Source organism: Sphingopyxis sp. (assembly GCF_016463645.1).
In the GTDB taxonomy this organism is placed as follows: domain Bacteria; phylum Pseudomonadota; class Alphaproteobacteria; order Sphingomonadales; family Sphingomonadaceae; genus Sphingopyxis.
On the sequence record NZ_JAEMQX010000005.1, the window covers coordinates 52,227 to 71,796 of the forward strand.

Here is a 19,570-nt window from a genome sequence, read left to right on the forward strand (position 1 = left end):
GCCGTCCCGTTTTCACGACGGGGGTCTGTCGCAATCCCCAGCCTATCCGCGCGGCATCAGAATTTCTTTCGCAGCACCAGCCGGACCGTCCGCCCCAGGGGATCGACCTCGTCGCGGCTGAAACCGGCGGGGATCGAGCCGTCGACGCGCGTCACGCGCCGGTAGCCGTTGAAAAGATTGTCGACGTCGACGGACAATTTGAAGTCGTTCATCACCCCCTTCCTCGATGGAGAGGCGAAGAGGCGGTCGGGCTCGACGAAAGCCGAGAGGCCGAACGTCGTCGGCGGCCTGAAAATGAAATCTTCTGCCGCTCCCCGCACACGCCCCGGGGCGCTCCAGTTGGCGGCCAGGTTCAGGCCGAGGCCGCGCTTGCCGATCGACAGTTGCGCCGAGAGATTGTGACGCGGTTGCCCGCCGGCGCCGAGCTGGTCGATCGCCGGCAGGCCCGGACGGACAAGGAGCATGTTCTTGAGCCGCCAGCGATGGTTGAGCGAAGCGCTGAGTTGCACCGGGTCGGCCCGGTTGCCGCTCACGAGACGGAAGGTGACGCCGGTCGTGAGATCGGCATCCATGTTGCGGGCGATATTGATGGCCCGCGCATCGACCGTCACCAACCGCCCTTCCCCGTCGCGCGTGACGCGCTCGGGAAAGGCGGCCTCGATGGCCGGCGTCAGCTCGGGAAAGGATGTCACGCCGCCGCGCGTCACCGACCGGCGATAGCCGATGTTGAGCGTCAGAATCTGTCCGAGCGGACGGATCATGGCGGCAAGCGACACATCTCTGCGCTCGCCCCGGAGAAGGGAGGGATTCCCGCCCGTAATCCACACCGGTTCCGCGACCTCCTGCCGCGCATAATCGAAGATGCGATTGACGACGGTCTCGACCGGCGCGTCGAGCTGCTCGAACGAGGGCCCGATCTCCGCATGGTCGATCGACCCGCGAAACTGGACGACCGGCCAGGGCGACCAGCTCAGATTTCCGAAAAAGCGCCGCTGCGCCCGATTGCCCGTCATCGTCTGCATGCTGGCCGACAGATCGACGTCCAGGTCGCCGAGCCAGTTCGCCTCCGCGTCGCTCTGCCGCGATATCGGCAAACCGAGCGACAGCTGGCCGTCGATCTGTCGCCGCGACACGGCTGCCGGTGCGAAATGCCCGGCAACCGTCCCCCCCCTGCCGGCTCCATGTTCGATTGCGGCTGGCACCGATAACGACATTCCACACGATCGGCCCCGCCGGCAGATCGAGGATTGCCTTGCGCACATTGGCCCGCACGCTCAGATTTTCGCCGCGCGTCCGGCTGCGCAAGGCCAGCAGCAAATTCTCGTCCCACGCCCCATAGGGATTGAAATCGGGATCGCCCGCATCGATGGACCGCTGGACAGCCGCGACGTCGACCCCGCTTTCCAGAAGATTGTCGGCCCGGCTGCGCGACCAGTTGACGCCGAAACTCGTCTGCCAGCCCCCGATGCGGCCATTCAGCGACAGCGAGGCCCCGAGCGACGTGACCTCGTTGATCGTGCGAAGCGCGCGCAGGCCGTCGAAGGGCCGCGTCAATATGATATCATCGGCGAAGGGCGACGAGGGATGTCCGGCCGGGATGATGATCGACGCCATGGGCAGACCGCGCTTCCCCTCGGTACGGCTCCGGTTCGCGTTGAGCGCGAAGGAAGCCGAAAAAGCCCCGATCGGGCGCGTGAGGCCGAGGCTGAGAACCGCAGCCCGCCGCGGCGATCGCAATGTCTCGAAGCGATGGGGATCGACCGGATGGCGGATGTTCGCGGTCCGCGCGAAATCGTCGAGGCCGGGGTCGCGCGTCGCGCCGGCCGGAACGGCGGCCACGGTCACGGCCATGCCGGCGGCGAGACTGAGTGCGGGATCGATCTCGCCTCCGCCGGGCGCCGCAACGAAGCCCATGCCATCGAAGAGGCCCCCACGCCGCGGAAGATCGCGAGCGGATTTGAGAAAGGCGCTGTCGGCATTGACCCGCGCCTGGACGTTCCAGCGGGTATCGCCATCGATCGCCGCGCGCATCGCCGACAGCGAACCGCCATATTGTCCGCCGGCCGTCGCGAAATCAAAGCCGGCATCGACGTTGAGGCTCGCAAAGCTCTTCTTGAGAACCAGATTGATGACGCGCCGGCCCGCCTGCTCTCCGTATCGCGCCGCCGCTTCCGGTTTCAGAACCGCCAGCCGCTCCAGCGCCTCGGCCGGATAGGACAGGATCGACCGATCAAAGCCGATCGGCTTGCCGTTGATCAGGATCACCGGTTGCGCGCCGCCTGCATTGATGAAAGGGGAAAGGCGCGCCAGCAGATCCTGCACGCTATCCGCGCCATGGCCCGCGATCTCATCCTCCTCGAACTCGGTTTCCGCGGCGACCTCGGCTTCGCCGCGCCGACTGGCCGTGACGACGATCTCGTCGCTCCTGCCCGGCACCGGGTCGGGTTCGGCACCGGACCGCGCCTCGCTTCGCGGTGCGGGCAATTTCGCGGTGGCCGTCCGGTCGGCTTCGGAAATCGCCGCCATGCCATGCGCGGCGGGCGCCGCCGGAGCGAGTAGCATCGCCAACGAAAAGGGGATCAGCCTTCGCGCCATCGAGAAGCCCCATTGCGCATTACCAGCGAAAAAAACGGGCGCGCCCGAAAGGCGCGCCCGTAGTTCGGAGAGGTGCCGTTCATCCGGACACGATCACGAAAGGCGGCTTAGCTGATGTCCACCGCGCCGGGAGTTCTCAGCGGAAGATTGCCGATGATCGTGCAGGCGCCGCTGCCCGGGGTCACTTCCGGCAGCACCGCATTGACGTCGAGGCTGTCGTCGCCCGAGCTCGGCGGGTTGTTGTCGTTGAAGACGATGTTCGTGATGTCGCCGGCACAATCGCCGGGGGTCGGTGTGATCACATAGACGTTCCGGACATTGAACGCCTCGTTGCCGCCGGTATTGGTATAATCCACCGCAAAGGGCTGCGTGATCGGCAGGATGCCCGGACAGGCGATGAAGCCAGCGTTGAACTGGATGCCGTCGACATTGCCCGGCGTGACGGCGGGCTGCTGGGTTTGCGTCGTGCTGCCGGTGCCCGGATTCACGACTTCGACCGTCACCCGGCAGGGGAAGGCCGGCGACGATCCCTTCTGGACCGTGACCGTTCCTTCCCATACCCAGACCGGCGCGGCGCCCGGACCCGGCGTCCAGGTCTGGGCGCCCGCCTGCGCGTTCAGCAAGGACAGCGCCGTCGCTGCGAAGATTGCCATCTTTTTCATCAATCATCTCCCAAATAACAGTGAAAAAAGCGCTTACAAGAACATCACCGAGTCGTGATGCAGTAAAATTTTGCCACTATTAAATTTGGAGTCAATTGACTCTATATATATTATTCAATCTGAATTCGGTATTCATTATACCATTTCGGATATTAATATAAACAATATTTTACTCTATTTTACATCTAGAATCTTTTTGAGACACTGAAACCGATGATGCGGGGATCGAGCGTAAAGACGTTCGCGCTGAGGCCGGTATCGTCGGCGTTGGTAAACACGTCGGTGATCGGCGCATCGTCGAAGAGATTCTTCACATAGAACTGGAAGGCCAGGTCGTCGTCCGGACGCGACAGCGTCACCGCCACATTGGCATTGTCCCATGCCTTGAGCCGGTCGTAGGCGGTATTGTATATCCGGGCGTAGCTCTTCGACTGGCGGTAATAGTCGCCGCGGAACGTCAGCTCCCAATCGCCGCCGTCGATGAAGAACGTATATTGGGCGCCGACGTTGAAGGTCAGCCGCGGCGCATTGGGCAGCTCGTTCCCCGAAAGATCGGCCGCGAACCCGCGCCCGCCGTTCGGCGCTCCGCTGCCGCCCTGGTTGATGTTCAGCCCAATGGTGTCCGGGTTATAGGGTGCAAGCGGATCGTAGGTGAAGCCGAACAGGCTGTTGTAGGGCGTGCCGCCCGTCGTCGCGGGATTGAAATCCCCGATCCGATTGCTGCCCGGACACATCGCGGTCAGCCCCAGCTGATGCAGGCTGGTGCGCGCGCTGGCCAGGATGCGTTCGACCAGCACCCGCGGCGCGATGCAGTTGGAGGGCGCCTGCAGCCAGGGGCGCAGAACCACCCAGTCGGCGTTGCCCTGCGTACGGTTCATCACGTCGATGGACTGCTCGCCATTGTCCAGCCGGGTACGCAGATATCCCAGATTGGCATCGACGCGAAAGGCCCGCGACGGTCGCCAGGCGGCCTCGAGTTCCAGCCCCCAGCTCGTCGCATCGAAGTTTTCATTATAGGCGATGCGATCGACGATCTGCGAAATCTGATAATCTTTATAATCATAGTAGAATGCGGTCGCGTTGAGCGTGAACCGGCCGCCGTCGAAGCTGTTCTTCGTCCCGATTTCCAGAGCGTTGATATATTCGGGTTTGAACGTCGTATCGAGCGGCTGATCCTGGACGATCGCGGGATTGATGTCGACGCGAGGCGGATTGGTACCGCCGCCCTTGTAACCGCGCGATGCCGACGCATAGATCAGCGTATCGTCGGCAAAGCCGAGGTCGGGCTTCCAGTCGAGTACGACGCGGCCTGTGAACTTGTTCCACTTCTGCCGGATATCGTCGAGGGCCGGATAGCCGCTGTTCACGCGGCCGCCGGTACTCTGGCCGGGAACGGCGCTCTCGGTGCCGCCCGCGAGCAGCAGCTGGCTGGGTATCTGCGTCGACACCTTCCTGTCGCTCGTATAGCGCGCGCCCGCAGTCAGCTTGAGATTGTCCGTGACATTCCAGTACAGCTCGCCGAACAGAGCCTTCGACTTGATGCGCACGCCGTTCTGGCTGAGAAAATAATTGTGCCCCTGGTTGTCGAGGCTGTCGAGCCCGTTGGGGTCGGTGTAAACGCACTCCCGCCCCTCGAAGCCAAGCGGGCACGGGTTTGTCGTGAGCTCGCCGCCCGGACCGCGGATGCCCTTGTAGAAATAGTCCGCGATGGCCGTGAAGAAATTGTTGAAGACATAATAATCGTCTTGCGATTTGAAATCGAGATAGTTGGCGCCAAGATTGAAATTCAGCGCGCCGTCGAAATCGGATTGCAGCCGAAGCTCCTGCGACCATTGACGGTTGCGCGACCGGCTGATGTCGATCGACAGGAGCCGGTCCGAACAGCCCACCTGCGGATCGCAATAAATGCCGTCGGGCGTCGGTCCGGGATAGCGGGCGGTATCGATCGGCCGGTTGAAGACATCGTTGAGCGGTTGCGAGGAATCGTTGAAAACCTGATTGGATACGAAGCGGTTGTAATCCTGCGACGAGTAGTAGCGGTCGCGCGCATAAGCGGTCTGCGACACCAACTTCAGCCCGTCCGAAGGCTCGAGTTCCATGTTGAGCTGAAACAGGTCGTTCTTCGCCCGGAACACAGGATCGTAGCTGGTCGCAATCTCCCGCAGATTGCGGGACTGCACGACGTTGCTGAACGGGTCGCCCGGCCTGATCATCGGAACCGCGACCGTCCGCGTGACGGGATCGATCCCGAGCGAAATGCCCCGCGCGGCGAGATAATAGGACAAGGCGTTGCCGTTGGGCGCGCCATAGGCCGCATCGTCATAGAGCGACCCGGGCAGGCAGCCCTGGCTCATGCGCCCCTGCGTCACCGGATCGGTAATCGTCACATTGCCGATCCGCGATGGGCCGGGGTCGCGCGTACAAAGGCTCTTGCCGGTCCGCGAACGGTCGTCATCCTCCTCGAAATGCTGCCAGATCAGATTGGCGCGAAAGCGATCGCCCGGTTCCCACGCCGCGACCGCGCGCGTCGACCATAGCTCGCGGCCGTTCACACGCTTGCCGGTGAAGCTGTTATAATCGAAACCGTCGCGGCTGGTCAGCGCGCCCGCGAAGCGGACGCCCAGCGTATCGGTGACCGGAAGGTTCAGCATGGCGTTCGCGCGCATCGACTTGAAGCTGCCGACCTCGACTTTCGCGAGCAGGCCGAAATCGGGCTCGGGAAGCATCGGTATCAGGTTGACCACGCCGCCGGTCGCGTTGCGCCCGTAAAGCGTGCCCTGCGGACCGCGCAAAACCTCGACCCGCTGCATGTCGAAAAATTCGGACTCGAACAGGCGATTGCGGACAAGCGGCGTATTGTTGAAGCTCACCGCCACGGCCGGATCGCTCGATGCCGACACCGCCTTGGTCCCGACCCCGCGGATCGAGAAATTATACATGCTGAAATTGCTCTTGGAGAAATTGACGTTTGGCACCGCGCGAAGCAGCTCGGACCCGCCCTCGATCTTCCGGTCATCCAGCGCCGCCGCCGAAAGCGCGGTCATCGCGATCGGCACGTCGATGATCTTCTCCTCGCGCTTCTGCGCCGTCACGATGATTTCGCTGTCGCCACCCGCCTGATCGGACGCCCCGACCGCGGCCGCCATCGGGACCGCGCCCGCCGTCTCGGCGGAGGCCTGCGCGACCTTCCGCGCAGGGCTGACGATGAAGATCTTTCCGTTGCGGCGAAAGGTCAGCCCCGTCCCGCGCAGCAATTCGCGCAGCGCGCCCTCGGCGCCGGAGCGATGCCGCAAGGCCTCGCTACGCTTTCCCCGCACCATCTTGCCGTCGAAAATGACCTGAACGCCCGACACCCGGGCGAAAGTCCGCAGCGCACTGCCAAGATCCTGGGCCGGAATATCGAACTGGTGTATCTGACGCGCCTCGGCATGGGCCGGCGCCGAAACGGCGACCAGCGCGCCCAACGCAAGACTTGAAAGCAAATAGTAACGCGCGGACATAATCCCTCCCCATTGTGCGAGGGATTGTTTTTTGGCCCCTCCGCCATTAAAACGGATGGACCGTCCTTTTGCGCCCCCGTTTCTTATCTTGGATCGATTTTTTCTTCGCTTGCCCCCGAAACTGCGGTCCCGATCACGATCCGGCCATTTTCCTCGCGGGCGACGAGCGGATAGAGCGAGGTCACTCCCCTGATGAAACTCTCGGTGTCGCCAGCGTTGAAAACGCCGCTCACGAGATGGCGGCCGGCAGCCGCATCGCCGATGGCGATCGGCGATGCGGCGTAGCGGTTGATCCGTTCGACGGCGTTGGCAAGGGGCATGTCGTCGAAATCGACCTGCCCGCTTTCCCATCCCGGCGAACGGCCTTCCGCCACAGGAACTATCTCCGCCGCTCCCGACGAAAGACTGGCCACCAGTTCCTGTCCTGGCGCAAGCTGGGGGGTGGGCTGCACGGTCGATTTGCCCGCCCTGACCTTGCCCGTCGCGGCCGCACGCGGAACGACCGCAACCTGGCCTTCGAACAGCAGGACGCGCAATTGGTCGCGCAGCAGTTCGACGCTGAAACTCGTGCCTACCGCCACCACCGCCTGCGAACCCGCGGTCACCGTGAACGGCCGCAGCGGATCCTTGGCCACGTCGAATTTCGCCCGGCCGCGATCGAGCGTAATTCCGCGCCGCTCGTCGGTGAAGGACACCGATATCCGGCTGTCGGCGTCGAGCGAAACGCTCGATCCGTCATCGAGCCGGACCACACGCCGCTCGCCTATTTCAGTGAAATATACGTCCGCGCCATGGCTCCAGTACCAGCCCGCCGCCGATGCCATCAGCGCGACAACCGCCATCGCCGCAAAGGCGCGGCGACGTGTCAGCCCGGGGGCCTCGGTATCGGCGCGCGCCTGTTCCATCGCGGTCAGCGCCCTCGCGCGAAGCGACAGGAAACCTGGCATTTCGGCAATGGCATCGGTTCCCTGCCACACCGCGACCATCTGTTCGAAATGCCGGGCATGACGCCGGTCCGCGGCGAGCCACTCGTCAAAATCGCCCTGCTCACGCGCGGTGAGCGGCCGGTCGGCGATCAGCAGGCACCATGCCGCCGCCTGCTCTTCGCGTTCGCCAGGGTCATTGTCGTTCTGCGGCGTCATCATGTCCGCTGCTCCATCCGGCGAGCGAGAAAGACGAGCGCACGCAGGATATGCTTGTCGATGGTGCGGATGTGGAATCCGAAATTGTCGGCGATCGTCTGCTTCGGAATATTCTCCACCCGGTACAGGATGAAGATTTGCTGCGTCGGTTCGGGAAGCGCCTGGATCGCGGCCCACAGGACCGCGATCGATTCGCGCGCAGACACGATCCGGAACGGGTCCAGACTGTCGATGCCCGCGCCGGCATCCTGCTTCACCATACCCGCGAAATTGCGGCGCGTGCCGTCGCGGCGCGCCCTGTCCGTCACCAGATTGGCGGCAATCCGGAAGATATAGGCGGCACTCAGCTCTTCGCTGTCCCTGTGCGAATTCGCCAGCCGCAAGAAAACCTCCTGAGTCATGTCTTCGGCTTCGGCCAGACTTCCTACGCGCCGCGAAAAGAAGGCGATCAGCGGCGGCCGGAATTTCCGGGTCAACCGCTCCAGCTCGGGCACAGGTTCCGCCGTCACAGCCCCCTCTCATCCGCCGTCTCGACACTAAAACGTTTATCGGCGAAAAATGCGCCCTTCTTTTTTCCCGATCATGTCCGGTCCGGCTTTGAAATATGGTCGGCGAACGGCATCCCTTGCCCGCACATTCCGGCATGTGCAGGTTGGTACGATATCGATCTCTTCCCGGCCCTGCCGAAGAACCCGCTGACGCTCAGACCGTCGGGATATCGGGGAGCGGCGTCCATTTCGTTCCGCCCGAACTGTTTTCCACCGCCGCTTCGACGAAGGCCATCGTTCGCAAGCCGTCTGCGATTCCGGGAAACCAGTCGGCCGCACCGGGCGGCGGCGGCGTCGCAGCGCCCGCGCGCAGGGCCCGGCCGAAGCTGCGGTACAGGTTGGCGAACGCCTCGATATAGCCTTCGGGATGCCCCGCCGGGGTGCGCAGCCGCGCCAGCGCCGTGGCGTCGAGCCCCGGCCCGCCCGCGCGGACCAGTTCGCTCGGCCGGTCGAGCCAGCGCAAGGTCAGGCTGTTCGGCTCCATCTGCGACCATTCGAGACCGCCCTCCTCGCCGTGGATTCTGAGGCGCAGGCCGTTTTCATCGCCCGCGGCGACCTGGCTGGCTTTCAGCATGCCGCGCGCGCCGCCCCTGAACCTCAGGAGCACCGACACATCGTCGTCGAGACGGCGGCCCGGAACATGCGTGGTCAGATCGGCGCTGAGAGATTCGACCGCGAGTCCCGAGACATGCTCGGCGAGCTGGAACGCATGCGTCCCGATGTCGCCGAGGCAACCGCCGAGCCCGGCGCGCGCGGGATCGGTGCGCCATTCGGCCTGTTTGTTGCCATCGCGATCGATCGGCCGGCTGAGCCAGCCCTGCGAATATTCGACCTGCACCAGCCGGATATCGCCGAAATCGCCGCGCGCGACGCGCACGCGCGCCTCCTCGATCAGCGGATAGCCGCTGTAGGTGAAGGCGAGGCCATAGAGCTTGCCGCTGCGCGCGACCGCCGCATCGATCGCGCGCGCCTCGGCGAGATCCAGCGCCATCGGCTTTTCGGACAGGACGTGAAAGCCCGCATCGAGCGCGGCGATCGCCATCGGCGCGTGCAGATGATTCGGGGTGACGATCGCGAGCGCCTCCATCCGCTCATCCACGGGAAGCCCTGCTTCGGCGGCAAGCAACCTATCGAAGGTCGCATGGGCGCGACCCGCATCGAGTCCCAGCGCTTCGGCGCTGCGCCGGTTGCGGTCAGCGTCGGTGCTGAAGGCACCGCATACCAATTCATATTCGCTATCGAGCGCGGCGGCCATACGGTGCACCGCACCGATGAAAGCGCCTTCGCCGCCGCCGACCATGCCATAGCGAATTTTCGACCGACCGTTCATCGCATTCCCTCTGCCAGAATTCATAAAATTGTTTGCATTATTCGCTTTCAACCGGTTACATCATCGCACCGGCTGTTGCCAGACGGGAGAGGATAATGAAATTTCTGTTCGCCCTGCCGCCGGCGGGTGCAATATTGATGGCCGCGATGATCACGCCATCGCCCATAGCACACGCCGGACCGGCCCAAGGGCCGGGCGCGCAGGCCTTTGCCGCGTGCAAGGCCTGTCACACGGTGGAAGCGGGCGGCAAAAGCGTGATGGGGCCAAATCTGCACGGGCTGATGGGCCGGCAGGCAGGCTCGGTCGCCGGGTTCAATTACAGCCCTGCGCTCAAGGCCTCGAAAATCCGCTGGGATGAAAAGTCGCTCGACGAATATCTCGCCGCGCCGACCAGGAAAGTGCCCGGGACGCGCATGGTCGTCAAAGTGGCCGATCCGGCGCGGCGCGCGGCGCTGATCGCCTGGCTCAAGGCCGAAACCCAGTGACAGTCAAAGTGACGCGAAAGGCCATCGCATGAAGGGTCCGGCTGTTTTTCTCGCGCAGTTCATGGGCGACGCGGCGCCCTTCGACACTTTGCCCTCGGCGGCGCGGTGGATGGCGGAGGCGGGCTATGTCGGCATCCAGATTCCGACCTGGGACAGCCGCTGCATCGACCTGGCCAAGGCCGCCGAGAGTCAGGACTATTGCGACGAGCTCGCCGGGACCTGCCGCGAGGCGGGGGTCGAGATCACCGAGCTGTCGACGCATCTGCAGGGGCAACTGGTCGCGGTGCATCCCGCCTATGACGCCCAGTTCGACGCCTTCGCCCCCGACGCGCTGAAGGGCAAGCCGGCCGAGCGGCAGGCATGGGCGGTCGAGCAGCTCCACCTCGCCGCCAAGGCGAGCCGGCGGCTCGGCCTCGATGCCCATGCGACCTTTTCGGGCGCGCTCGCCTGGCCCTATCTCTATCCGTGGCCGCAGCGTCCCGCGGGACTGGTCGAGGAGGCGTTCGCCGAACTCGCGAAACGCTGGCGGCCGATCCTCGACATCTTCGAGGAACAGGGCGTCGACCTCGCCTACGAGATTCACCCGGGCGAGGATCTGCACGACGGCGTGACCTTCGAACGCTTCCTCGCGGGGGTCGGCGATCACCCGCGCGCCAACATCCTTTACGACCCCAGCCATTATGTGCTGCAGGCGCTCGACTATCTGGCCTTCATCGACATTTATCACGAGCGGATCCGCATGTTCCATGTCAAGGATGCGGAACTCAATCCGACCGGGCGATCGGGGGTCTATGGCGGCTTTCAGGACTGGGTCGACCGCCCCGGCCGCTTCCGCTCGCTGGGCGACGGCCAGGTCGATTTCGGCGGGATTTTCTCGAAGCTGACGCAATATGGCTATGCCGGCTGGGCGGTGCTCGAATGGGAATGCTGCCTGAAGCATCCCGAAGACGGCGCGCGCGAAGGCGCGCCCTTCATCGCCGCGCACATGATCCGCAAGGCCGACAAGGCATTCGACGATTTCGCGGGCGGCAGCGATCCCGCGCTCAACCGCGCGATGCTAGGGCTGACCTGACGACAGGGCACACCGGATAAAGATAAAGTTCGAGGGGACGCAGGGATGACGACATTGCACAAGGGACGCCTGTTCTGGCTCGGCGTGCTCGCGCTGTTCACCGCCGCGGCGAGCCTTGCGATCCGTGGCGCGATCGCCAGCGGGCTCAAGGCCGAATGGATCGACCCGATCGCCCCGTTGCAGGCGGGCGAGCTCGTGGCCGCGGCGCTGGGCGCCGCTTTCCTGAGCTTTTCGATCACCCTGTTCGTCGCCAGCGCGTTGCTCGACCAGATCGGGATGAAACGGTGCCTCGCCGGCGCGGGACTGTGCTTCATCCTCGGGCCGCTGATGATCGTCACCGCGGGCCATGTCGCGGCGGGCATGGCCGTCTATTGGGTCGTGTGGGCGGGCATGCTGCTCAGCGGCATCGGCTGGGGACTGACCGAGGCGGCAATCAACCCGCTGACCGCACAGCTCTATCCCGAAGACACGACCCACCGGCTCAATGTGCTGCATGCATGGTTCCCGGGCGGAATCATCGTCGGCGGGCTCATCGGCTTCTTCCTGTCGGCGGCATTGCCGTGGCAGGGCATCATGGCGCTGGTCATGATCCCCGCCGTCGCGACGGTCGTGGTCGCCCTGACCACGACCTTCCCGCCGCCGCTGCGCGAGCAAAGCGGGGTCAGCTTCGGCGAAATGGTGGGCGAGGTGTTTCGCCGTCCCAGCTTCTTCATCTGGTTCGGCGCGATGTTCCTGACCGCCGCATCCGAACTCGCACCCGGCCAGTGGATCGACGTTGCGCTGTCGAACCGCGTCGGCATGCGCGGCATCCTGCTGCTCGTCTATGTCAACGCGCTGATGTTCGTCTTCCGCCATTTCGCGGGCCGCCTCGCCAACCGCATCTCGAACCCGGGGCTGCTGTGGGTGTCGAGCCTGCTCGCCGCGATCGGCCTGTTCATGCTGGGCGAGGCGCAATCGCCGGTTGCCGCGGTTGTCGCCGCCACCGTTTGGGGCCTTGGCGTCTGCGTGATGTGGCCGACGATGCTCGCCTCGGTCGCCGAACGCTATCCGCGCGGCGGATCGTGGGCGATGGGGCTCGTCGGATCGGCGGGCGCGCTCGCCAGCTTTTTCGTGCTGCCGCAGCTCGGCGCGATGTTCGATCGCGCCAAGATCGAATTCGCCGGGGGCCCCGAAGCCTTCGCACGGCTCACCGGCGCCGCGAAGCTGGCGGTCGAGGACGCCGCGGCATCCTTGTCCTTCCAGCGGCTCGCGATCCTGCCGCTCGTCCTGCTCGCGGTGTTCGGCTTCATCTGGCTGCGCGAGCGCGGCAAGTCGCGCGCGGCGCTCGCGGGCGAAACCGCATGAGCCTTTCGCGCCGGACGCTGCTGGCGGGAGGCGCCGTCGCGGCAGCGGCCGCGGCAAGGCTCGCGCATGGCGCGGCGCCGTCGAACGCCCCGCGCTTCTCGCTGAAATATGCCCCGCACGAAGGCAGCTTCAGAAGCCGCGGCGGGCGGCTTGAACAGATCGCCTTTGCCGCCGATCAGGGCTTCACCGCGTGGGAGGACAATGAGGCGGCCGCCCGTCCGATCGCCGACCAGACCGCCATGGCGCGCGCACTGGAACAGCGGAACATGGCGATGGGCGTGTTCGTCGCGAGCATGCCGCGCTGGTCCGAGTTCCGCCCGCTGCTGGGCGGCAACGACAATGGCGATCGCGAGCGTTTCCTCGCCGATATCCGGGCCTCGGTCGATGTCGCCAGGCGGCTGAACGCGAAGCATATGACGATCGTCACCGGCTTCATGGACCGCAAGCTGCCGGTCGATATCCAGACCGCGCGCGTGATCGACGTGCTGCGCCGTGCCGCCGAAATCTGCGAGCCCCACGGCCTCACCATGGTGATGGAACCGCTCAACACGCTGGTGAACCATCCCGGCGTCTTCATGACGACCGTGCCGCAGGGCTATGCGGTCGCGCGCGGGGTGAATAGCCCCGCGATCAAGATATTGGCCGACCTTTACCACGAGCAGATTCAGGCGGGGAATCTCATCAACACGCTCGACGGCTGCTGGGACGAGATCGGCTATATCCAGTTCGGCGACAATCCCGGGCGCAACGAGCCCGGCAGCGGCGAGATCAACTATCGCAATATCGTCCGCTGGCTGCGCGCCAGGAAATTCGCGGGCGTCATCGGCATGGAACACGGCAATTCGGTCGAAGGCCGCATCGGCGAAGAGCGGCTGATCGCCGCCTATCGCGAAATCGACGCGGCATGAGGGAGAGACGCATGAAGCATATCGCATGGACCGGGACCATCGCCGCCGCCATCGCGGCGAGCGCGCCGGTTGCCGCGCAGGAAAAGCCCGGCTTCAAGGATACCCCGATGCTGCCTGGCGGCCAATGGCATGTTCACGATTCCGACCGTCCCTATCCGGCCACGGTGGCGCCGGGCGATGCCCCCGGCGCGCCGCCCTCGGACGCGGTGGTGCTGTTCGACGGCAAATCGCTCGATGCCTGGCAGGCGAAGGCACGACCGTGGACCGTGCGCGACGGCGCGATGACATCGATCCCGCCACTGGGCGGCCGCGGCGAGAATGCGCTGGTCAGCAAGGCGAGCTTCGGCGACGTCCAGCTCCATCTCGAATTCCGCTCCCCCAACCCGCCGCTCCATAGTTCACAAGACCGCGGCAACAGCGGCATCTGGTTCATGCAGCGTTACGAGATCCAGATTCTCGACGGCTATCAGAACCCGACTTATGCCGACGGCACTGTCGGTGCGATCTATGGCTGGAAACCGCCGCTCGTGAACCCGTCGCGGAGGCCCGGCGAATGGCAGAGCTACGACATCGTCTTCGAGCGCCCGCATTTCGCGCCCGACGGCAAGCTGCTGCGCCCCGCCTATATCACCGCCTTTCTCAACGGCGTGCTCGTCCAGAACCGCCAGCCATGGCTCGGCGGGACGATCTGGCGCGACCTCGGCCAATATGAGGCGCATGGCGATGCCGCGCCGATCCAGCTGCAGGACCATGGTTCGCCGGTCTCGTTCCGCAACATCTGGGTGCGTCCGCTACCCGAAACGGCTGCGAGCTACGACTTCGAAGGAACCGTGAAATGATCATCGACCGCAGGGACGCTCTCGCCGGCATGGCGGCGATGTTCGGCGCGAGCCTTTTCGCACCGATCGCCCGCGCCGCCGCGGCGCAGGCGACGCCGATCAGCGGCGGCCCGCCCTCGGCGCCGGTGTTCACCACGCAGCAGCGTGCACTGATGGCCGCGCTCAGCGAGCGGGTGATGCCGACCACCGATACGCCCGGCGCGATCGCGGCCGGCGTCCCCGAATTCATTGAAAAGCTGCTCGCCGACTGGGCGTCGCCCGATGACCGCAAGCCCATTCTCGCGGGGCTCGACGTGATCGAGGCGCGCAGCAGGAGCGATTACGGGGTCGCCGCCGACAAGGCCACGCCCGCGCAGCAGGACGCGCTGCTGACGCTGGCGATGGACGGCAAGCTGGCCGGCGGCGCGGATTTCTTCGACAAATTCCGCCAGCTCGTCCTCACCGGATATTTCACGTCCGAGGTCGGCATCACCCAGGAGCGCGAATATCTGCCCGTCCCCGGGCAATATGACGGCGCCTATCCCTATTCCAGGGTCAACAAGGTGTTCTCGTCATGATGATCGGCAGACGGCAATGGATGGCGGGTTCCGCCGCGCTTGCAGCGACACTTGCGGGGGGGCCGCTCATGGCGCGAGGTACCGGCCCCAGGCCCATCGGCATCCAGCTTTATACCGTGCGCGAACTCTTCGCGAAGGACCCGATGGGGGCACTCGAACAGGTCGCGGCGATCGGTTATCGCGAGGTCGAATATGGCGGCGGCGGTTATGACGGGATGGACCACGCCGCGCTCCGCAAGACGATGGACCGGCTGGGGCTGACCTCGCCCTCGATCCATGTCGCCTATGAAGCGCTCGCCACCGATTTCGATGGCGCGGTCGCGATGACCAGGGCGCTGGGCGCCGACACGCTGATCGTCCCCTATATGGGCGCCGCGTATCGCAACGCCGAAAGCTGGAAGGCCGCGGTGGCCGATTTCAACCGCTATGCCGAGCGGCTCAGGAAAGCCGGACTGGGCTTCGCCTATCACAATCATGATTTCGAGTTCACCGTGAAGCCCGGCGGCACCAGCCTGTTCGATACGCTGATCGCCGACGCCGATCCCGCGCTGGTGCAGATCGAGCTCGACCTGTTCTGGGCGGTCGCTGCGGGCGAGGACCCGAAGGCGATCATCCGGCGCCTGGCCGGGCGCATCTACGCCTATCACGTCAAGGACCGCACCGCCGACGGCAAGATGACGAGCGTCGGCAAGGGCGTGATCGATTTCGCCGACATCTTCACGCTCAACGCCGTCGCCGGCGTGAAGCATTTCTACGTCGAGAACGACCAGTCGCCCGCGCCCTATCTGCCCGACATCACCGCCAGCTTCAGCGCGCTCAGCCGCCTCCGCGCCTGACCGATATTCGAGGACAAGACATGACCGACCAGTTCGATGCGATCGTCATCGGTTCCGGAGTCAGCGGCGGATGGGCCGCGAAGGAATTGACCGAAAAGGGCCTGAAGGTGCTCATGCTCGACCGCGGGGTAATGGTCGAGCATGGCGATTATGATTACGACGGCAAGCCGGCCTATGAGGTCCCGGCGCGCGACATGATGCCCAAGGCGCTGATGGACAGCGACTATTTCATCGCCAAGCATGGCTATGTCTCGCCGTCGAACCGGAAATTCTACAACAACGACCGGCTCAACCCCTATGCCTATGGCGAGGGCGAGAAATTCTACTGGATCCGGCCCGCCGCGGTCGGCGGCAAATCGCTGATCTGGGGCCGGTGGAGCTTCCGCTGGGCGCCTGAGGATTTCGAGGCGAACAAGCGCGAGAATGTCGGGATCGACTGGCCGATCCGCTACGACGACCTCGCGCCCTGGTACGACTATGTCGAAAACCATATCGGCGTGTCGGGATCGCGCGAGAATCTGCCGCAATTGCCCGACAGCCGGTTCCAGCCGCCGATGCCGATGAACATCGCCGAGAAATGGGTGAAGGAACGGCTCGAGGCGACATCGCCGGGACGCAAGCTGATCAACACCCGCCTGTCGAACATGACCGAGGACAAGGAGGATCAGGGGCGCAGCAAATGCCAGTTCCGCAACCAGTGCGGGCGCGGCTGCTCCTTCGGCGCCTATTTCTCGACGCAAGCGGTCACCCTGCCCGCGGCGCGCGCTACCGGACGGCTGACGCTGCGCGCCGACGCGGTGGTCTCCAATCTCGAATATGATCCGACGACCAAGCGGGTCACCGGCGTGCGCGTGATCGACACGAAGACGAAGCAGGCGGAAGTGATCCCCGCGCGCCTCGTCTTCCTCTGCGCCTCGGCGATGGCCTCGACCCAGATATTGATGAACTCGCGCATCCCCGGCAGCAGCAAAAGCCATTTCGACGCCAGCGGCACCCTCGGCCGCTATGTGATGGATCATATCTTCCGCGTCGGCATCTCGGGCGATATTCCGGGGATGACCGACTTTATCGAATATGGCCGTCGCCCCGGCGGCGTCTATGTCCCGCGCTTCCGCAACGTCGGCGGCGAGGAAGGCGTCGGCTTCAGGCGCGGCTATGGTTTTCAGGGCAGCGCGCGCCGCGATCCGGCACCGCCCGAAGGCTTCGGTGCGGCGATGAAGCACGGTATGCGCGCCTATGGCCCGTGGAAATTCGGCATGGGCGCGTTCGGCGAATGCCTGCCTTATGAGGATAATCGCGTCAGTCTGCACCCCGACAAGGTCGACCGGTTCGGCATCCCGCTGATGCGCTTCGACGTCACCTTCCGCGACAACGAGATTCGCATGATGGACGATGCGCGCAGCGAAGGCGAAAAGATGCTGCGCAAGGCGGGCCTGCTCAACGTCACCAGCGGACGCAGCGAACATGTGCCCGGCGATGCCATCCACGAAATGGGCGGCGCGCGCATGGGTGCCGACCCGCACCAGTCGGTGCTCAACAAATGGAGCCAGGCGCATGATGCCGCCAACCTGTTCGTCACCGACGGCGCGCAGATGGCCTCGATCTCGTGCGTCAATCCGTCGCTGACCTTCATGGCGATGACCGCGCGTGCCGCCGACCATGCCGTGAAGCAATTGCAGGCCGGCGCTATCTAGGACGGACCCGCGCGGGCGCCTCAGTCCAGAAGGCGGAAACGGATCGCCGCGCCGCCACCGGGCGCGAGCTTCAGCGAGAGCGTGTCGGTGCGCGTCACGATCCGCTTTTCGATCATCAGCGCTTCGGGATTGGTGCGGTAATCGGCACCGGGACCGTCGGCATAGATTTGTGCCTCATAGCGCTTTCCGGGCGCGAGGAAGGCCAGCGGCTGCGCAATGTCGCGCGCCTCCTCGTCGCCGACCGCCCCCAGATACCAGTCGCCCTTCCCGCGCTGCTGCCGCGCGACGACGACATAGTCGCCGATGACGCTCTGCAAGGTTTTCGACTGCTCCCAGTCCGCCGGCACATCGCGGATGAACCCGAAGGCGTGGGGACGCGCCTCGTAATTTTCGGGAAGATCGGCCGCCATCTGGATCGGCGAATAGATCACGACATATTCGGCGAGCTGCGTCGCGAGCGTCGATTGCACGCGGCGCGTCAATTCCTTGCCTTGCCGGGCGATATCGAAAATCCCGGGGGTGAAGTCCATCGGTCCGGCGAGCATGCGCGTGAAGGGCAATATCGTCATATGTTCGGGCGGGTTCGTCGGATTGCCCCACGCGTTGAATTCCTGCCCGCGCGCGCCCTCGCGGCTCACCCAGTTCGGCCAGGTACGGCGCAGCCCCGTGTCCTTTACCGGCTCGTGCGTGTTGATCGCGATATGCAGCTTCGCGGCGCGCTTCACGACGTCGAGGTGGTGACGTACGGCATATTGGCCCGCGAACCACTGCAGGCGGCCCTCGCCGTCGACCATCGTCCCGCTGGGGCGGACATAGCCCGTCTTGATCAATGACACGCCAGTGTCGGCATAGAGTTTCAATGCCGGGTCGAGCTGGCGCGCGTAATTTTCGATCGCGCCGCCCGTCTCGTGATGGCCGATCAGCTTCACGCCCTTCGCCTTGCCGTAGCGGGTGATTTCGGCAAGGTCGAAATCGGGATAGGCTTCGGTAAAGCTGAACTTGTCGCCATTGGCGATCCAGTCGCCGTCCCAGCCCCTGTTCCACCCCTCGACGAGCACGCCGTCGAAGCCGTATTTGGCGGCGAAATCGATGTAACGTTTCACGTTGGCGGTGTTGGCACCGTGCTTCGGCCCGCTGCCCCAGGTCGATTTCTCGAGGTGCATTTCCCACCAGACACCGACATATTTGCCGGGCTTGAACCATTTGCCGATATCGGGAAGCTTGCTCGGCTCGTTGAGATTGAGCGTGATCCGGCTGTCGGCGAGCGCACCCGGCGTCTCGCCCACCAGCACCGTCCGCCAAGGCGTCGTGAACGGTCCCGTCTTCCGGGCGAGCACGCCGTCGGGCCAGGGCATCAGCCACGCATCATAGCCGCCCGCCCCGTCGCCTTCGAGCAGCATCGACGGAAAATCGACAAGCGCCGCTTCGTGGAAGCTCAGGTAAAGTCCGTTATCGCCTTTCAGCGTCAGCGGCGTTTCGGCGAGCGTGATCCGCCGCGCGTCGCTCTGGCCATAGAGATATTCGTCGCGCTCGCCCCCCAGCCCCGGATACCACCACGCCTGATAGGCGCCGACGGTGCGGAACTGGCTGTGGTCAGCGACCACCGACACCGCCTGTCCGGCGGGGATCGCGCCATAATTGTAGCGGAAGCCGAGCCCGTCGTCGAAGAGGCGAAAGGTGACGCCGACGGATTTGTTGAGCGCCGTGTCACCCGTGAGCGTCACCGACAACTCCTGATGATGGTCGCGGACCAGCCGTTGTTCGCCCCACGGCTGTTCCCATGTCGTGTCGACCGATGTCCGCTTCGCATCATCGATCGCGGTGAAGCGCGGGTCGCCCTCGCCCGCGAAGCGCAGTCCGAGCCGCGACGGCGCGATCACCGTCACGTCGCCGCGTCTGACCTGATAAAGCGCCTCGCCATTTTCGACCGAAACGCACAGCTCCAGCACGTTTCCCGGCGACCGCGCGCATTCGCGCGCCGCGGCGGGCGGGGCCATCGCCAGCATCGACAGGCCGAACAGGGGAAGCGTCTTCAGGATCATGATGTCTCTTTCACTG

At 64.7% G+C, this 19,570-nt stretch carries 16 protein-coding genes; 9 read left to right on the forward strand and 7 right to left on the reverse strand.

Annotation, left to right across the window (positions count from 1 at the left end; translation table 11 throughout):
- Positions 1-56: 56 nt before the first annotated feature.
- Positions 57-1,013 (reverse strand): hypothetical protein, encoded by a 957-nt coding sequence (locus tag JHC57_RS02790; protein ID WP_294028471.1) that lies wholly within the window; start codon positions 1,011-1,013, stop codon positions 57-59.
- Between the two features lie 7 nt (positions 1,014-1,020).
- On the opposite strand from JHC57_RS02790, the gene JHC57_RS02795 reads away from it, so the two are divergent.
- Positions 1,021-2,559: a hypothetical protein gene (locus JHC57_RS02795; protein WP_294028472.1), complete on the forward strand. Its 1,539-nt coding sequence runs from the start codon at positions 1,021-1,023 to the stop codon at positions 2,557-2,559.
- A 143-nt stretch (positions 2,560-2,702) separates the two neighbouring features.
- On the opposite strand, the gene JHC57_RS02800 is transcribed toward JHC57_RS02795, so the two are convergent.
- From JHC57_RS02800 to JHC57_RS02820, 5 genes are all read right to left on the reverse strand, one after another.
- Positions 2,703-3,257: a hypothetical protein gene (locus JHC57_RS02800; RefSeq protein ID WP_294028474.1), complete on the reverse strand. Its 555-nt coding sequence runs from the start codon at positions 3,255-3,257 to the stop codon at positions 2,703-2,705.
- Between the two features lie 185 nt (positions 3,258-3,442).
- Positions 3,443-6,757, reverse strand: coding sequence for a TonB-dependent receptor (locus JHC57_RS02805; RefSeq protein ID WP_294028476.1), 3,315 nt, complete (start codon positions 6,755-6,757; stop codon positions 3,443-3,445).
- A gap of 83 nt (positions 6,758-6,840) precedes the next feature.
- Positions 6,841-7,902: a FecR domain-containing protein gene (locus JHC57_RS02810; RefSeq protein WP_294028477.1), complete on the reverse strand. Its 1,062-nt coding sequence runs from the start codon at positions 7,900-7,902 to the stop codon at positions 6,841-6,843.
- The gene (locus tag JHC57_RS02815) at positions 7,899-8,408 is read right to left on the reverse strand and encodes a sigma-70 family RNA polymerase sigma factor (RefSeq protein ID WP_294028479.1); all 510 of its coding nucleotides are present in this window, start codon (positions 8,406-8,408) and stop codon (positions 7,899-7,901) included. The genes JHC57_RS02810 and JHC57_RS02815 overlap by 4 nt, the downstream gene beginning before the upstream one ends.
- Before the next feature lie 193 nt (positions 8,409-8,601).
- Complete coding sequence (locus JHC57_RS02820; protein WP_294028481.1) at positions 8,602-9,777, reverse strand: Gfo/Idh/MocA family oxidoreductase; 1,176 nt, start codon at positions 9,775-9,777, stop codon at positions 8,602-8,604.
- A gap of 95 nt (positions 9,778-9,872) precedes the next feature.
- On the opposite strand from JHC57_RS02820, the gene JHC57_RS02825 reads away from it, so the two are divergent.
- From JHC57_RS02825 to JHC57_RS02860, 8 genes are read left to right on the forward strand one after another with little or no spacing between them, the layout of a single operon-like run.
- Positions 9,873-10,262, forward strand: coding sequence for a c-type cytochrome (locus JHC57_RS02825; RefSeq protein ID WP_294028483.1), 390 nt, complete (start codon positions 9,873-9,875; stop codon positions 10,260-10,262).
- A gap of 28 nt (positions 10,263-10,290) precedes the next feature.
- The gene (locus tag JHC57_RS02830) at positions 10,291-11,334 is read left to right on the forward strand and encodes a sugar phosphate isomerase/epimerase (RefSeq protein WP_294028485.1); all 1,044 of its coding nucleotides are present in this window, start codon (positions 10,291-10,293) and stop codon (positions 11,332-11,334) included.
- Positions 11,335-11,379: 45 nt separating this feature from the next.
- Positions 11,380-12,678, forward strand: a complete 1,299-nt coding sequence (locus tag JHC57_RS02835) for a sugar MFS transporter (RefSeq protein ID WP_294028486.1) — start codon at positions 11,380-11,382, stop codon at positions 12,676-12,678.
- On the forward strand, positions 12,675-13,586 hold the full coding sequence (locus JHC57_RS02840; protein ID WP_294028488.1) for a TIM barrel protein: 912 nt from the start codon (positions 12,675-12,677) through the stop codon (positions 13,584-13,586). Before JHC57_RS02835 ends, JHC57_RS02840 begins: the two co-directional genes overlap by 4 nt.
- Before the next feature lie 11 nt (positions 13,587-13,597).
- Complete coding sequence (locus JHC57_RS02845) at positions 13,598-14,425, forward strand: DUF1080 domain-containing protein (protein WP_294028489.1); 828 nt, start codon at positions 13,598-13,600, stop codon at positions 14,423-14,425.
- Positions 14,422-14,982 carry a gluconate 2-dehydrogenase subunit 3 family protein gene (locus tag JHC57_RS02850; protein ID WP_294028490.1) on the forward strand — a complete coding sequence of 187 codons (561 nt, stop codon included), beginning with the start codon at positions 14,422-14,424 and terminating at the stop codon, positions 14,980-14,982. Before JHC57_RS02845 ends, JHC57_RS02850 begins: the two co-directional genes overlap by 4 nt.
- Complete coding sequence (locus tag JHC57_RS02855) at positions 14,979-15,818, forward strand: sugar phosphate isomerase/epimerase (protein ID WP_294028492.1); 840 nt, start codon at positions 14,979-14,981, stop codon at positions 15,816-15,818. Before JHC57_RS02850 ends, JHC57_RS02855 begins: the two co-directional genes overlap by 4 nt.
- Positions 15,819-15,838: 20 nt before the next feature.
- Complete coding sequence (locus JHC57_RS02860; protein WP_294028494.1) at positions 15,839-17,512, forward strand: GMC family oxidoreductase; 1,674 nt, start codon at positions 15,839-15,841, stop codon at positions 17,510-17,512.
- A 20-nt stretch (positions 17,513-17,532) separates the two neighbouring features.
- On the opposite strand, the gene JHC57_RS02865 is transcribed toward JHC57_RS02860, so the two are convergent.
- Positions 17,533-19,554, reverse strand: coding sequence for a glycoside hydrolase family 97 protein (locus tag JHC57_RS02865; RefSeq protein ID WP_294028496.1), 2,022 nt, complete (start codon positions 19,552-19,554; stop codon positions 17,533-17,535).
- Positions 19,555-19,570 lie beyond the last annotated feature (16 nt).

What these genes read in the sequence shown, in the direction of transcription:
- JHC57_RS02825 (WP_294028483.1), top strand. Translation starts at nt 9,873, where the DNA reads ATGAAATTTCTGTTCGCCCTGCCGCCGGCGGGTGCAATATTGATGGCC.
- JHC57_RS02800 (WP_294028474.1), bottom strand. Translation starts at nt 3,257, where the DNA reads ATGAAAAAGATGGCAATCTTCGCAGCGACGGCGCTGTCCTTGCTGAAC.
- JHC57_RS02860 (WP_294028494.1), top strand. Translation starts at nt 15,839, where the DNA reads ATGACCGACCAGTTCGATGCGATCGTCATCGGTTCCGGAGTCAGCGGC.
- JHC57_RS02790 (WP_294028471.1), bottom strand. Translation starts at nt 1,013, where the DNA reads ATGACGGGCAATCGGGCGCAGCGGCGCTTTTTCGGAAATCTGAGCTGG.
- JHC57_RS02795 (WP_294028472.1), top strand. Translation starts at nt 1,021, where the DNA reads ATGCTGGCCGACAGATCGACGTCCAGGTCGCCGAGCCAGTTCGCCTCC.
- JHC57_RS02865 (WP_294028496.1), bottom strand. Translation starts at nt 19,554, where the DNA reads ATGATCCTGAAGACGCTTCCCCTGTTCGGCCTGTCGATGCTGGCGATG.
- JHC57_RS02820 (WP_294028481.1), bottom strand. Translation starts at nt 9,777, where the DNA reads ATGAACGGTCGGTCGAAAATTCGCTATGGCATGGTCGGCGGCGGCGAA.
- JHC57_RS02835 (WP_294028486.1), top strand. Translation starts at nt 11,380, where the DNA reads ATGACGACATTGCACAAGGGACGCCTGTTCTGGCTCGGCGTGCTCGCG.
- JHC57_RS02830 (WP_294028485.1), top strand. Translation starts at nt 10,291, where the DNA reads ATGAAGGGTCCGGCTGTTTTTCTCGCGCAGTTCATGGGCGACGCGGCG.
- JHC57_RS02805 (WP_294028476.1), bottom strand. Translation starts at nt 6,757, where the DNA reads ATGTCCGCGCGTTACTATTTGCTTTCAAGTCTTGCGTTGGGCGCGCTG.
- JHC57_RS02850 (WP_294028490.1), top strand. Translation starts at nt 14,422, where the DNA reads ATGATCATCGACCGCAGGGACGCTCTCGCCGGCATGGCGGCGATGTTC.
- JHC57_RS02840 (WP_294028488.1), top strand. Translation starts at nt 12,675, where the DNA reads ATGAGCCTTTCGCGCCGGACGCTGCTGGCGGGAGGCGCCGTCGCGGCA.
- JHC57_RS02810 (WP_294028477.1), bottom strand. Translation starts at nt 7,902, where the DNA reads ATGATGACGCCGCAGAACGACAATGACCCTGGCGAACGCGAAGAGCAG.
- JHC57_RS02855 (WP_294028492.1), top strand. Translation starts at nt 14,979, where the DNA reads ATGATGATCGGCAGACGGCAATGGATGGCGGGTTCCGCCGCGCTTGCA.
- JHC57_RS02845 (WP_294028489.1), top strand. Translation starts at nt 13,598, where the DNA reads ATGAAGCATATCGCATGGACCGGGACCATCGCCGCCGCCATCGCGGCG.